The organism is Bacillus cereus group sp. RP32, from assembly GCF_040459735.1.
Lineage (GTDB): Bacteria > Bacillota > Bacilli > Bacillales > Bacillaceae_G > Bacillus_A > Bacillus_A wiedmannii.
The window spans coordinates 1,627,921-1,642,987 of record NZ_JARVHO010000001.1 but is presented as its reverse complement, the minus strand read 5'-3'; the positions used below and the strand labels follow the sequence as shown (position 1 = coordinate 1,642,987).

Below are 15,067 nucleotides of genomic sequence, written 5' to 3'. Positions count from 1 at the left end.
TGTCCCTAACTTCTTGCTGTCACCTCCCTAAAATGGAACTTACCTACATACGTTTTCTTAATACGTGGAAGCTAAACTTATCAGCTCTAAAGTAATTGATAGAATATAAGATTGGCTCATCATTTTGATCATAGTGCATTTGTTTTAAAACTAGCAGTGCCGTTTCCGGTTCACATTCTAAAATCGGTGAGATTTTCGGATGATAGCCAATTGGCTCAATGTGAGCAACTGCGTATGTGATACGTTTGTGCGTATTGTTATGTATCACTGTAAGTAACGATTCTTCGTTGTATCCCGATAAATCTGGCAAGATTTCTTTTGCAAGTTTATCGATACAATATACAACAGGTTCCCCATCTGCTGTACGCACACGCTCAATCATTACGGCATTAAAACCGTCTTCACTATTAAACTTCTCTTTTTCTTCTTCTGTTAAACTTGTTGTAGATGATGATAAAAAGATAGTTCCTGGTGTTTTCCCCACACTAGAAATCATATCTGTAATACTAGAAAGTTGTTCAATCCCAGAAGAAAATAACGGCTTTGCATTTACAAATGTTCCTACACCATGTCTACGAATGACAACATTTTCTTCTTCTAAAATACGCAGCGCTTCCCTTAAAGTCGCCCTACTTACACCAAGTTCTTTCGCTAAATCAAACTCTGATGGTAACTTCTGTCTTTCTTTGTAAGCTCCATCTTTAATTTTTTCTTTGATGTGATCAATCACCCGTAAATATAGGTGACGACTATCGGATTTTACTGACATAAGACTCCCCCGCATTTCAATTATTCGACCTCTGATGTAAGACTTCTTTTCTCTTTTTTCAACTTACAACATAATAAAAATTGCTAAATACTAAGAATAAACTTAATTGTCGAATAAATATTAATAATTTTTCAAGATGAAATTTTCACTCTTTACTGCATAAAAAAAACTTCGCACCATAAACATTCCTCATTTCGAGAAAAAGTTCGGCACAAAGATCTCTTACATCCTTTGTTACACACTTTTCCCCTCATAGTCCAGCAATTCATGGTTGCCGGGTAGAAACTTATGGACCTTATCTCCAAGATTATATGAGGCAGTGATTCTTTTCGAAGTAATCTTACCACTTGCTCCCATACGTGTCAACAAAATTCAACATTTTTCTACATTAAATATCGAACATTCATTAAAAACATAATAAAAGTATTCGTATTCTAAAGAATCGCTTTAGATGTAAGCCCTTTCTTTATCACTGAATATAGTATATAACAAAAATAGCATATAAAAAAGCCTAATTGTAAAAACAATTAGGCTTTTTTTATGAACTTTTTTCTTGTACATCATTAATGAGCACTTCTCGTGGTTTACTACCTTCATACGGACCTACTACACCATTCATTTCCATTGCATCAATTAAACGGGCAGCTCGCGTATAACCTACTCTAAACCTACGTTGCAACATAGAAACAGATGCTGTTTGCATTTCCACTACAAGCTGAACTGCTTCATCATATAATTCATCTTCTACTTCCTGCTTCGTATCAGGAACATCTTGTGGAATCATATCTTCTTGATATTGCGCTTTTTGCTGACCAATAACATACTCTACAACTCTCTCAACTTCATCATCGGATAAAAATGCACCTTGTACACGTACAGGCTTCGATGCACCAATTGGTATAAACAGCATATCTCCACGACCTAGCAGTTTCTCTGCACCACCACCGTCAAGAATTGTACGAGAGTCCGTTTGAGAAGATACCGCGAATGCAATACGTGATGGAATATTCGCTTTAATAACTCCCGTAATAACATCAACCGATGGACGCTGCGTCGCAATAATTAAATGAATACCAGCCGCACGAGCCATTTGTGCTAAACGCATAATCGCATCCTCTACATCTGATGAAGCAACCATCATTAAATCGGCTAACTCGTCCACTATTACTACAATATAAGGTAATTCCGGTTGTTTCGCTTCTGATTGACTATTATGTTCTTTAATATGATCATTATATCCTTCAATGTTACGCGTGCCACTATGAGCAAATAATTCATAACGTCGTTCCATTTCACTCACGACTTTTTTCAAAGCTTGTGATGCTTTTTTCGGATCAGTTACAACTGGTGTTAATAAATGCGGAACACCGTTATATACATTTAACTCTACCATTTTCGGATCAATCATCATTAATTTTACTTCATGTGGTTTTGCACGCATTAAAATACTAACAATAATACCATTAATACATACACTTTTCCCACTACCTGTCGCACCAGCTACTAGTAAATGGGGCATTTTATTTAAACGGGCTAATACAGCTTCACCTGTAATATCTCGTCCAAGACCAATTAACAACTTCTCTTCCGGATGATTATTAGCCTTAGAATCAAGAACTTCTCTAAGCGTTACCATAGATACTTCTGAGTTCGGAACTTCAATCCCTACAGCTGATTTCCCGGGAATAGGTGCTTCAATACGAATGTCTTTCGCAGCTAAAGCAAGTGCTAAATCATCACTCAAACTAACGATTTTGCTTACCTTTACTCCCATATCAGGATACACTTCATATTTTGTAACTGCAGGACCTCTATGTACTTTTGTTACTTTCGCTTTCACTCCAAAACTTTGGAATGTACGTTCTAATTTACGAGCATTCTCATAAATTTCTGCATTTTCATTTGTAACTTGCTTATTCTTAGGAAATTTCAATATATCAAGTGCAGGAAGCTTGTAATCTTTATTTTCTACATTTGAAAATTGCATTGGTGGGGCACTTGTTTCCGCCTCTAAAGATTCTACAATCTTTTCTCCACGCTTTTTCTTAGATTCTTCAACAGGCGGAGCCTCTTCAATAGACGGTGAATTTATTAACTCTGCTTCCTGTTCTTCGCTAATTCGTTTATTCTCTTCTTCATTTACAGGATAATTCTCAGTGAAATTCGAAATAATTGGGGGATCAATTGAGATTTCTTCCATCGGCTCAATAATCTCTTCTTGTTCTGCAGCACGTTTACTCCTTGTGCTTCTCGTTGTTTTTTTCTTTTCTGTTTGTTCAGCCGTCCTTTTGGATCTCCAATCTTTATAATCCCCTTGCATTACTTCAAATTGACTTCTAAGGATTCTTCCTACAGGGGCAAGCACTTCCCCAATATGCTTATTTGTTATACAAAGTATGCCGAGAATCACTAAAATAATGCCAATGATATAAGCTCCTACTTCGTCAAATAAGAAGTAACACGTCGCGAACATAAGCGCACCAAACATACCACCGCCTAAATGAACGCTATCCGGCCCCTTTTTCATTTCAAGAAAGAAGTTATCTTTCGTACTCACAATAACAGAAGTATTTTGCACTGCTCCATCTTTCGTAAGAAGGTTAAATAATGTAATATGACTAAACATTAATATCGCCAATACTATTAAATAAAAACCAATTAACCGTTTATTTAAAAGGTTCGGCCATCCACGTTTGATAACAAACGAAACCGATAAAGCTATTACACCTAACACACCAATTATGTACCACTCACCAAAGAAGAAGCGAAAAAATAACACAAACGATTTCCCTACAACACCTAGCTGTAAAATCGTAATGATTGAAAGTGCAAAAAGAGTTAAACCGACGATTTCATAATACAAAGTTGGCTTTATCGTGCGTCTTGCTTTTGCCTTCGTCCCTCTTTGCTTTTGTTTTGCCATTTCTTCACCTCGTGTTCTACATGTAAGTAGGGCTTCCTTAAAAAAGCACTACTTATATGTCTGTTTTCTCTATTTTTTCAGGTCTTATATCTTCTATTTTTACACTTCTTGTAAATTGTTAAATAAACAGAAGAAAGCAGCCCTCTCATGGCTGCTCAACCGTCTTGTTTTTTATATTATACCATAGCTTCTAAACAAAATCCTTCTTTTTGCTAAAAGGTTATTTTCTGGCCGGGCTCAAACTCTAAGTAGTGTAGCGGATCCGTACTTAACACACGTACAATAGAATAACACCCATGTTCTTCTTCAGAAACCATTAATTCAACACCGTTTATATTTACAAATTTTTGGCTTTCACATTGCGAATAATCAGCTGGATATACAAGTTGCTCTGGCATAATTGTGTATAAAATCATTGTAACATTGTCCCTTCTGCACTATCATCCATGCGAGCATCTATTAATTCATTCAGTTTTCGAATCGCATTCCCAATACCACCGACATCATCTATAAGACCATATTTCACTGCATCGCCACCAATTACATTCGTCCCAATATCTCGCGTCAAATTCCCTTTCGCAAACATAAGTTCTTTAAAACGATCTTCGGTTACTTTCGAATGCTTCGTCACAAACCGAATGACTCTTTCTTGCATTTTATCTAAATACTCAAATGTTTGCGGCACACCTATAACAAGACCTGTTAGACGAATGGGATGAATTGTCATCGTCGCAGTTTCCGCAATAAATGAATAATCCGTAGAGACGGCGATTGGTACACCGATAGAATGCCCTCCGCCCAGAACAAGTGATACCGTTGGCTTTGAAAGCGAAGCTACCATCTCAGAAATTGCTAACCCTGCTTCAACGTCACCTCCGACCGTGTTTAATATTAAAAGCAAACCTTCAATTTTCGGATTTTGTTCTATCGCAACAATTTGCGGAATAATATGCTCATATTTTGTTGTTTTATTTTGCGGCGGCAACTGAACATGACCTTCCACCTGCCCGATGATTGTTAAACAATGAATACTTGATTCATTCATTTGTGGTACATTCGTTTGCCCTAGCTGTTGAATTTTCTCCACTATCGAAGCTTCTTTCCCAGTTTCTTTCGGCTCAGCCTCTTTCCCTTCATTTGTATAACGATCACGTTCTGTCATATCGCATCCCCTTTCACTCGTATATAACTATTATTTCTTAAGTTATAAATTTCATTCGATAGAGTTTAAAAAGAAAAAAAGATCACCCGTAAAGGTGATCTTTTTTATACTTCCATAATAATCGGTAAAATCATAGGTTTTCTCTTTGTCTCTTCGTACAAGAACTGCCCTAATAATTCACGAATATTTTGTTTTAACATAGACCATTCAATTGAATACTCTTTAATCGATTGCTCAACAATCATACGTACAATCTCTGTAGAGCGGTCAATTAACGCTTCTGATTCACGAACATACACAAAACCACGTGAAATGATTTCTGGACCCGAGATAATTTTCTTTTCATCTTTACCAAGTGTTACAACAACTACTAATATTCCATCTTGAGATAACATTTTTCTATCTCGAAGAACGATATTACCAACGTCACCTACACCTAATCCATCAATTAACACATTACCAGCTTGTACTTTGCCAACTAAGTTTGCGTCATCGTCACCAAAAGCAATCACATCACCTTTTTCTACGATAAAGATATTCTCTCTTGCAATACCTACATCTTCAGCTAAATATGCATGTGCTTTTTGCATACGGAACTCACCATGTACGGGTACAAAATATTTCGGTTTCATTAAATTTAACATTAACTTTAATTCTTCTTGGCTACCGTGACCTGAAACGTGAACTTTTCTTTCACCGTAATAAATAACATCAGCTCCAGCTCTAAATAACAAGTCAATAATTTTCGATACAGATATTTCATTACCCGGAATTGGAGAAGCCGCAATAATAACCGTATCGCCTTTACGAATTGAAATTTGTTTATGAGCTTGCTTCGCCATTCTAGAAAGTGCTGCCATCGGTTCACCTTGGCTACCTGTCGTTAAAATAGCTACCTTTTTCTCTGGAAAATTGTCTACTTCTTGTAGTGAAATAACCATACCTTCTGGAACATCTAAATAACCAAGACGTCTTGCGATATCTACCACTTTCACCATACTACGTCCTACAACCGCTACTTTTCGTCCTGTTTCAGCAGCTGCATCAAATACTTGTTGAATACGATGTACATTCGATGCAAATGAAGCAACGATAATACGTCCTTCTGCGCCGTAGAACACTTTAGAAATTTCTACACCAACTTCTTTTTCAGAACCTGTATAGCCTGGACGCTCAGCATTTGTACTATCAGATAATAAGCACAGTACGCCTTCATTTCCGATTTGTGCCATTTTTCCAAGGTCTGCTCCACTATTTCCAATTGGAGTTTGATCGAATTTAAAGTCTCCCGTGTATACGATAGCACCTTTTGATGTATGGAAACAAACACCAACAGAATCTGGAATACTATGTGTCGTTCCAAAGAATGACACCGTTGTAGTATTAAACTCTACTGTTGAATTTGAATCGATTGTTTTTAAGTCTACACGGCCTAACATACCCGCTTCGCCAAGTTTTTCTTGTATAAGTCCTACTGTTAATTTCGTTGCATACACTGGAATTGATAATTTACGAAGTACGTAAACAATTCCACCAATATGATCTTCATGACCGTGAGTAATAAATAAACCTTTTACTCGCTCTTGGTTTTCCACTAAATATGTAATATCAGGAATAACGATATCAATTCCAAACATTTCATCTCCTGGGAACATTAATCCTGCATCTACAATAAAGATTTCAGAATCAATTTCAACACAGTACATGTTTTTCCCGATTTCACCTACTCCACCAAGAGCAAATACTTTAACAGACTCATTCTCTTTTCTCTTCATGTTGTTGCCTGGTTTAAAAATCTTTCAAACACTGATTTCACGAAAATTGCAGAGACACCAGGGGAAACTCTACAACCACCATATATTCACCGTCCAAGACGAATGTCCTTACCGTTATGCGATATCATGTCCTTGTTTATTTTTTAAACCAGGTTTCACCTCTCTTTCATTATATAAATCAAATATCTTATTCGATATGATATGAAAATGTAATCAAATTATAATTTTTACCAATTTTGCTAAGCATACCCGTACTAAGCTACTTAGCCATATTATACCTGATACAAGAAATAGAACACAAGTTAAATCGTGCGAAAGAGAAAGTAAAAGAACGGAATTACAACAAAAGTATCGAGCGTATTTCCTTTATATTTACTCCGATTTTATACTCCATATTATTTTGAAGAAATAGCCATAAATACGCTAAATTTATTTCATTATATGGATTTTCAAGACTTATTTTTCTAGAACCGAACAAAAACACTTATAAAATGAAGCTTTTTTATGAATCACGTCACATTCGAGACAATTCCTCTGAAAAACAGAATCGATAGTTTATTACGTTTATACAAATGTTTATTCTATAATAACTGTGTTTTTTTGATTCATTTAAAGGGGTACAATTATTTTCTTGTACATGTTGCAATACATAATGAAAAAGCGATCAAACACATGGAGTAATATGGCAGGTAAAAAAGAGCGGCAAAGATTTTCATACCATAAAAAAATGACCTAGTTCTACACTAGGTCATTTTTTTATTAACGAGGGATAGATTGCATAACAGATTGTAACGTTACTCTTTCTTCTTCTGTTAATGGAAGAAGTGGTAAACGTACAGAACCTACATCTAACCCAACCATTTGTAACGCTGTTTTTACTGGCGTTGGGCTTGGCGCCATAAATAATGAATCCGTTACTCTTACAAGTAATTGATGTAATTTTTGCGCCTTTTTAAATTCTCCTGCTTGGAATGCTGCAATCATTTCTTGCATTTCATTTCCAATCACATGAGATGCTACAGAAACGATACCTTTCGCTCCAACTGCCATAGCTGGTAACGTTAAACCATCATCACCGCTGTATACTGCAAAGTCGTCCGCTGTTTTTTCAATGATTTCTGTCATTGTTAACACATCGCCGCCTGCATCTTTAATCGCAACAATGTTTTCTATTTCTGATAAACGAACAACTGTATCAACGGAGATTTGTACAATAGATCGTCCTGGAACGTTATATAGCATAACCGGAAGCGGCGTGCTTTCAGCAATTGCTTTAAAGTGCTGATACATTCCTTCTTGACTCGGTTTGTTATAATACGGTGCTACTAGCATTACTGCATCAACACCAACCTCTGTCGCCTTTTTCGTTAAGTCAATAGAAGCATGCGTATTATTACTACCTGTTCCAGCGATTACGGGCACCCTTTTATCGACAACAGATACGACATGGCGATATAACGCTACTTTTTCTTCTGAAGTTAATGTAGGAGATTCTCCTGTCGTTCCTCCTACCACGATTGCTGTTGTACCGTTATCTATTAAATAATTTACCAATTTCGTTGTCTTCGCAAAATCGATATTTCCGTTTTTATCAAACGGAGTTACCATCGCGGTTGCAATTGTCCCAAAATCTATCATGGTCTCACTCCTTATTGTTCCAGTTGCTTTTCTTTTGAAAGCTCAAACGCACTATGTAATGCATTTACAGCCTCCACTAAATCAGTTTCTTTTACAAGAACCCAAATTGTCGTATGGCTATCTGCCGATTGCAGAATTTGAATACCTTTTTCCGCTAAAGCTGTAACGATTTTCGCAGTAACCCCTGGGTATCCTGCCATTCCAGCTCCTACAATAGATACTTTTGCACAATGCTCTGTCACAATTGGCTCATATCCAAGGTTTTTTAATAATTCAACTGCACGACTTGATACACTATCACTCACCGTATAAGCTACCCCAGTAGGTGAAATGTTAATTAAATCGACACTGATTCCTTCATTCGCCATTTCTTTAAACACATGCTGTTGCAAATCATATGCTGTTTCTTTTGCAAGCACTTTAATTTGCGTCACATTTGATACATGAGCGATACCTGTAACAGGACGTTCTTCTACATCACGGCCTTTTGTCGCACCGTCCGATGCTGAAATAAGCGTACCTTCACTATCAGAATACGTAGAACGTACACGAAGTGGTACTTTGGCATGCATCGCAATTTCAACTGCACGTGGATGAACGACTTTTGCACCTTGATATGCCATGTTACAAATTTCATTGTATGTTACCGTTTGAAGATGACGTGCATCTTTTACAATGCGAGGATCCGCAGTCATAACACCTTCTACATCTGTAAAGATATCAATAAATTCAGCATGAAGCGCAACACCTAATGCAGAAGCTGAAGTATCGCTACCTCCGCGTCCAAGTGTTGTCGTATCACCTTTTTTCGTTTGTCCTTGGAATCCTGTAACGACGATTACATCTAGATTTTCTAGCTCTTCATGTATACGATCACAGTTCATTTCAATAATCTTAGCATTTGTAAAATCATCATTTGTTACAAAACCAGCTTGTGCACCATTTAATGCCGCTGCTTTTATACCGTTCTCATTTAACATGTTAGAGAAGACGATTGCTGAGATTAATTCTCCGCATGATAATAATAAATCTTGCTCACGATTAGAAATGCGAGATTCCTCTTGATTTACAAGACTTAACAAAGTATCAGTTGCATATGGTTCACCTTTACGGCCCATAGCAGATACGACAGTAACTACTTTATAACCCGCATCTAGCGATTTTTTTATATGATGAAGCGCATGCTTACGTCCATTTTCATCACGTACGGATGTGCCACCAAATTTTTGAACAATAATTTTCATATTTTGCACCTTCTCTTAGCCGTTTACACTAATTGTAATTTTACTAAGCGCTCTGCAATTTGAACAGAATTCCATGCAGCGCCTTTTAATAAGTTATCAGATACGACCCAAAGATGGAATCCTTTATCGTTATTTAAATCTTTACGGATTCTTCCAACGAATACTTCGTTTTTACCTACTGCAGTAGCTGGCATTGGATATAACTGCTCTTCTGGATTATCTTGCAGAACGATACCTTCCGCATTTGCAAGTAAGCTCTTGAATTCTTCTACTGTTACACCTTCTTTTTCTACTTCGATGTAAACAGACTCAGAGTGACCTGATACAACTGGTAAACGTACACATGTTGCCGCTACTTCTAATTCAGGCATATGCATAATTTTTTTCGTTTCATTAATCATTTTCATTTCTTCAAACGTAAATCCATTATCTTGGAATTTATCAATCTGTGGAATCGCGTTGAAAGCAATTTGGAAATGTTTCTTATCACCTGATACAGGTAAAACATTTGCCTTCACTTCTTCACCATTTAAGATTGCTTGTGATTGTTCATGAAGTTCTTCAATCGCTGCCGCACCAGCACCTGATACAGCTTGATATGTGGAAACGATTACTCGTTTTAAACCATATTGCTGACGAACTGGCTCAAGAGCTACTACCATTTGAATTGTAGAACAGTTTGGATTTGCAATAATACCATTATGTTCTTTTAAGTCGTTTTCATTTACTTCAGGTACAACAAGTGGCACGTTTTCTGTCATACGGAATGCACTTGTATTATCAACAACAATCGCACCGCGCTTTGCTGCTTCTGGCGCTAATTGTTTTGATACAGATCCACCAGCACTAAATAGTGCGATATCTACTCCTTCAAAACTTTCAGGAGTTGCCTCTTGAACTGTAAATTCTTCGCCTTTAAATACAAGTTTCTTACCTGCAGATCGTTTAGATGAAAGTAACGTTAACTTCCCGATTGGAAATTCTCGTTTCTCTAAAGTATTTAACATTTGTTCACCAACTGCGCCGGTTGCTCCAACTACAGCGACATGAAAAGTTTTTTGCTTTTCCATCACTATGCCCCTTTCTAGATACCAATCCTTCTATAACTTAGAATTAGAAGGAGTATACAATACCCCTTCTAATCTTAATAACGTTAATTTTATCATATTCTACAGTAAGAATGATGGTTTCATCAAAAATTGTCCGTTTTTTTTCGTTTTTTAATTCATATATCTGAATTTTTCTACGACAACCGGTTGCAATTGCTTCCCTTGCAGCGCTTCTAATACTGTATCTTCCAGCAGCTCCATGCGAGCTACCATTGAGTTTGGTTTTTTCTCTGGTGCATCTTGACCGAATGGGACGAAGTAGATGTTTTTTGTTGCCATTAAGCGCATGAGGTTGACGACAACAGGGTGATAACAAAAGTAGGATTTTTTAATTTCTTCTATTATATGTGTAAATCATGATCAGTTAAATTGTTATGATTTTATATGGAAGCAAAAATTTCTAAGCATATATTTTATTCTTTCATAAACAACCCTAATATCTCTAAAGTTTGATATAATAATATCGTTATTATTTCATCTAGGAGGTTTTTTATTTGTTTACTGCATTAACATTTTTATTTTTACTATTATCAGTGCTAGCAATAATTACATTGATTATTGGTCTAATTAAGCCAGGAAAAGTAATTCGTTTTGGCAACAAAAAAACAAGAGGTCTAGTTATATTAATTTTCTTACCGGTATTATTCATTTCGTTTATTTTAACAGGTGTATTTGCTAATAAGTCAATAACTCCAGAAGAAAGAGCTGCCATTGATAAAAAAAGAACTGAAGAGAAAGTATTAAAAGAAAAACAAGAGCAAGAGAAAAGTGAAAAGGAAAAGGAAAAAGAAGAGCAGGAAATAAAAGCTAAAGAAGAGAAAAAGGCTGCTGAAGAAAAACGTAGACAAGAAGAAGCTCAAAAACAAGAGGAACAACGTAAACTCGAAGAAGCCCAAAAACAAGAGGAACAACGTAAACTTGAAGAAGCCCAAAAACAAGAGGAACAACGCAAACTTGAGGAAGCTCAAAAACAAGAGGAACAACGCAAACTTGAGGAAGCTCAAAAACAAGAGGAACAACGCAAACTTGAGGAAGCTCAAAAACAAGAGGAACAACGCAAACTTGAGGAAGCTCAAAAACAAGAGGAACAACGCAAACTTGAGGAAGCTCAAAAACAAGAGGAACAACGCAAACTTGAGGAAGCTCAAAAACAACAGGAATCTACTAGTAAATCTACCATTAATAACAGCGATGCTAGTGAAAGTTTCTCAAATTGTACAGAATTACGAAAAAAATACCCGAATGGAGTACCATCTTCTCATCCGGCATACAGTGCTAAGTTAGATCGTGATAAAGACGGATTTGCTTGCGAAAAAAAATAATCTAATACAATTGCATCGTTACAACAGATAGAGCAATTCAGGCAAGCTGAAGCTGATTCCGGAAACAAATTGATCCTAAAAGGAACAGGTACTAAATTCTACAGAAAAAAATAACTAGTACATAAAAAGTAGGTGTTTAAAATAAAAAGAAATTCTACCTTTATGAAAGTCACTCGTTCAATATTTAACGTATTTCGTTTGTTGAGTAGAATAATAAATCCAATATTAAAAGCATTATCTAAAAGTAAATTTTAAATCTCATAAAAATAAAAATCCCCTTCTGCATATGGATGCAAAAGGGGATTTTTTTCAAATTATTCTATTCGTTCTACAGACAGTACTCATAGATAAATAAGAAACGGTGTATATTTACCCTAACATTTATAAAGATGAAAATCAATATATAATTATCTACATATAGGACCAGATGATAATTTTTGTTCATAAAACTATTCTTTTGTTTTATTTAACTTCATACCACCAACCTTTTTTATCTAGCCATTCAGTGAATGCCTTACGTTGAACGTTAGAAGTACCATCAGTTACAATGTAAAATAACCCAGAAGGCTCTAGAATAAACTTACCTGTCATTTTTAAAGAAGTTAAAGCTAACGATGCATCAGTTGCTTCGTAAGGGCTAAATGCTCCTGTTTGAACCGAATTAGTTTTTGGTGTTCCAGTAAAACTACCACTTGAATTGCTAGCGATTTGTCCAGTTAGAGCATATACAATTGAGTTAGCAATATTATCTACATGCCATTTATCCATGTCTGCTTCATTGTCAATAAATCCAAGTTCGATTAGGATTGCTGGCGCTTTTGTTTCATTCAACACATAAAGATCAGTACGTTGCTTCGCTCCACGATTTGACCAACCAATATCTTTTGAAAGCTGCGCTGATACTTTAGCTGCTAAAGCTAGCTGATCATAATAGCAAACTTCCACACCGTTAGCTGATCCGTTATAAGCATTTAAATGAAATGAGATAACAAGGTCTACATAATGTGAATTACAGTTACGAACAATATTTGATAGGTTTTGCGCTTGTGTTTCCCCTACCTCATCAGTGTCATCGTATACCGTATGACCTAGCTCACGTAATTTAGCTGCAACCGCATCTTTAACCTGTCGATCCATGACATGCTCTTTTCTATTTCCCCAGTTAGCCCCTTGTACAAATTCAGTATGACCACCATGTAAACTATATCTAGCCATTATTCAACATCTCCCTTTTTAATTTCTTGTTTTTGTTTACCACCTAAAATTTCAACTGCATTCGTTAAGGCTGTAGGTAAAGTAATCCCCATACGTCCTGCATTTTCTAAAAGAGACAACAGCTCATTTCCAATGAATAAAAAGATTGTTGCTTCACGAACTGCACTATTTGTTCCCATGATCACATCAACTTGAGTGGCTGCTGCAACTAAAAGAAAAAGCACCACCTTTTTGGCGATGCCTTTGAAACCTACTTTACTTTTTAATTCTCCGTGGAATCCCGCTGCAATCACCCCTGTTAGGTAGTCAATGATTGCCATCGTAACTAAAACTTTCAATGTTGCATCCCATCCTCCCAAGAAATACCCACAGAAGCCACCAAACGTAGCTACAAATGCTTTCAATAATACGTCAATACGATCCATCTTTTCATCTCCTTATTTAGAATAAAAAAAGAGAGACGCTTGTCTCTCTTTTCTCAAAAACCATTCAATTCTATTAACACAATTGAGTTTACTTATCTATTTTATCAAGATCATCTGATAATTTCTTTAAAATATCACGTGCTTCTTTCTTCTCTTCATCTGTTAATTTAGCATTCTTACTTTTCGCTTCAAGTGATTTAAGTACTTGCATGTATGTACTATCTTTAGTACATACAGTGTCTGTATAAGAGTCGCCAATAGCGACTAATGAATAATACGTTTCTTTAGGACCGTTGTTATTTGGTTTTGGCACATATCCAATCATATATAAAGTTCCATCTTTACCAATGCTTATAGAATCATTTGAAGAACCAGGATGAAATGTTGAAAATGGCATCTTCCATTTTAGTGTTCCATCTGGATTTACTGCGAATAATGCTTGCTTTGAATGGACATAAACTACACCATTTTTATCTATTATTGGTGAGTTCCCAACTCCTCCACCCGCTGAATATTGCCACTTTAATGTGTAGTCTTGATTATACGCAGTTACCCCGCTACCTCCAGCTATATAAATTGTCCCATCCGTCGAAGAGATTGTAGGAGCAGGTCTCGCACCTATCTCACTTCGCTTCCACTGCTTTATTAGATTTCCATCTTTATCAAAAACATGGATAACAGATCCACCATTTATATATAATTCATTATTTAATCCTAAAGAAAAACCTGGATTCCCCCCATTCCCCTTAGCCTTTTTATTCCATAATTCTTTACCATTTTTATCATGGGCATAGAGAAAATAGTTTTCGCCACTTGAAAGTAAGGTGTAAATAGTTCCATCTTTTGACATAAGCATAGAATTTTTACCACTAGTAGCTTCTTTAAACATCGGACTTGATTCCCATTTCTTTGATCCATTCGAGTTATAAGCAGTTATTGATTTTGAATTATATACATAAACTGTACCTTCACTATCTATAATAGGAGTATTATAAGTATTTATATCTTTAACTTGCCATTTAATGGAACCATCGGGATTTAAAGCTGTTAGTTTTCCTTTTACAACATAAATAGTTCCATCTTCTGCTATAACCGGTGTACTATTTAAATATGTTACATCATCTTTAATCCATTTAATGGAACCATCTTTATTTAACGCATGCAATTTCCCATTGTAGTTTCCAATATAAATCGTCCCATCACTTCCAATTGCTGGTGGAGCACTAAACAATTGAATACCACCATTTTCTTCATAAAGCCTGTATTCCCATTTCACTTTACTTGTTTCTGTTCCAGCATAAGGTGAGTTTTTGTTCCAGTTCTGTCCAAATGGAAATTCAGCTTGCAGATTATACTTTCCTTGTTCGAATTGTTCACCTTGTGTACTTGTGGTTTCTGCTTTTGTCATTGAATTAGGATGTAATCCTACCATCAATGCAAACAGAAGCATCATTAACATAAACTTCTTTTTCATAATATACCTCC

Annotated in this window: 12 protein-coding genes, 1 pseudogene and 1 riboswitch; of the genes and pseudogenes, 1 reads left to right on the top strand and 12 read right to left on the bottom strand. The window is 36.0% G+C overall.

Going from position 1 to position 15,067, the window contains the following annotated elements:
- Positions 1-43 precede the first annotated feature (43 nt).
- The 9 genes and pseudogenes from QCI46_RS08650 to spoVFB form a co-directional block, all read right to left on the bottom strand.
- Positions 44-769: a GntR family transcriptional regulator gene (locus QCI46_RS08650; protein ID WP_000114176.1), complete on the bottom strand. Its 726-nt coding sequence runs from the start codon at positions 767-769 to the stop codon at positions 44-46.
- Between the two features lie 233 nt (positions 770-1,002).
- Positions 1,003-1,104: riboswitch (purine riboswitch) on the bottom strand.
- A 203-nt stretch (positions 1,105-1,307) separates the two neighbouring features.
- A complete protein-coding gene (locus tag QCI46_RS08645) occupies positions 1,308-3,692 on the bottom strand; it encodes a DNA translocase FtsK (protein ID WP_088064281.1) in 2,385 nt (794 codons plus the stop codon).
- A 212-nt stretch (positions 3,693-3,904) separates the two neighbouring features.
- On the bottom strand, positions 3,905-4,108 hold the full coding sequence (locus tag QCI46_RS08640; protein ID WP_353839952.1) for a YlzJ-like family protein: 204 nt from the start codon (positions 4,106-4,108) through the stop codon (positions 3,905-3,907).
- The gene (tepA, locus tag QCI46_RS08635; RefSeq protein WP_000139828.1) at positions 4,105-4,854 is read right to left on the bottom strand and encodes a translocation-enhancing protein TepA; all 750 of its coding nucleotides are present in this window, start codon (positions 4,852-4,854) and stop codon (positions 4,105-4,107) included. Before tepA ends, QCI46_RS08640 begins: the two co-directional genes overlap by 4 nt.
- Positions 4,855-4,958: 104 nt before the next feature.
- Positions 4,959-6,629 carry a ribonuclease J gene (locus QCI46_RS08630; protein WP_000823079.1) on the bottom strand — a complete coding sequence of 557 codons (1,671 nt, stop codon included), beginning with the start codon at positions 6,627-6,629 and terminating at the stop codon, positions 4,959-4,961.
- A gap of 759 nt (positions 6,630-7,388) precedes the next feature.
- Positions 7,389-8,267, bottom strand: a complete 879-nt coding sequence (dapA, locus tag QCI46_RS08625) for a 4-hydroxy-tetrahydrodipicolinate synthase (protein WP_000564777.1) — start codon at positions 8,265-8,267, stop codon at positions 7,389-7,391.
- Between the two features lie 11 nt (positions 8,268-8,278).
- Positions 8,279-9,511: an aspartate kinase gene (gene dapG / locus QCI46_RS08620; protein WP_000692477.1), complete on the bottom strand. Its 1,233-nt coding sequence runs from the start codon at positions 9,509-9,511 to the stop codon at positions 8,279-8,281.
- Positions 9,512-9,534: 23 nt separating this feature from the next.
- Positions 9,535-10,581, bottom strand: coding sequence for an aspartate-semialdehyde dehydrogenase (gene asd, locus QCI46_RS08615; RefSeq protein WP_000414854.1), 1,047 nt, complete (start codon positions 10,579-10,581; stop codon positions 9,535-9,537).
- Between the two features lie 150 nt (positions 10,582-10,731).
- Positions 10,732-10,917: pseudogene (gene spoVFB, locus QCI46_RS08610) on the bottom strand (dipicolinate synthase subunit B); the annotation flags it as partial.
- Positions 10,918-11,114: 197 nt separating this feature from the next.
- Here spoVFB and QCI46_RS08605 point away from each other — a divergent pair.
- Positions 11,115-11,942, top strand: a complete 828-nt coding sequence (locus QCI46_RS08605; protein WP_353839951.1) for an excalibur calcium-binding domain-containing protein — start codon at positions 11,115-11,117, stop codon at positions 11,940-11,942.
- Positions 11,943-12,404: 462 nt separating this feature from the next.
- Here the strand turns inward: QCI46_RS08605 and QCI46_RS08600 are convergent, their stop codons facing one another.
- The 3 genes from QCI46_RS08600 to QCI46_RS08590 all read right to left on the bottom strand — a co-directional run bounded on the left by QCI46_RS08600 (position 12,405) and on the right by QCI46_RS08590 (position 15,056).
- Complete coding sequence (locus QCI46_RS08600; protein WP_353839950.1) at positions 12,405-13,157, bottom strand: N-acetylmuramoyl-L-alanine amidase; 753 nt, start codon at positions 13,155-13,157, stop codon at positions 12,405-12,407.
- On the bottom strand, positions 13,157-13,582 hold the full coding sequence (locus QCI46_RS08595) for a phage holin family protein (RefSeq protein WP_353839949.1): 426 nt from the start codon (positions 13,580-13,582) through the stop codon (positions 13,157-13,159). Before QCI46_RS08595 ends, QCI46_RS08600 begins: the two co-directional genes overlap by 1 nt.
- Before the next feature lie 88 nt (positions 13,583-13,670).
- Positions 13,671-15,056 (bottom strand): outer membrane protein assembly factor BamB family protein, encoded by a 1,386-nt coding sequence (locus QCI46_RS08590; RefSeq protein ID WP_353839948.1) that lies wholly within the window; start codon positions 15,054-15,056, stop codon positions 13,671-13,673.
- Positions 15,057-15,067: the final 11 nt, after the last annotated feature.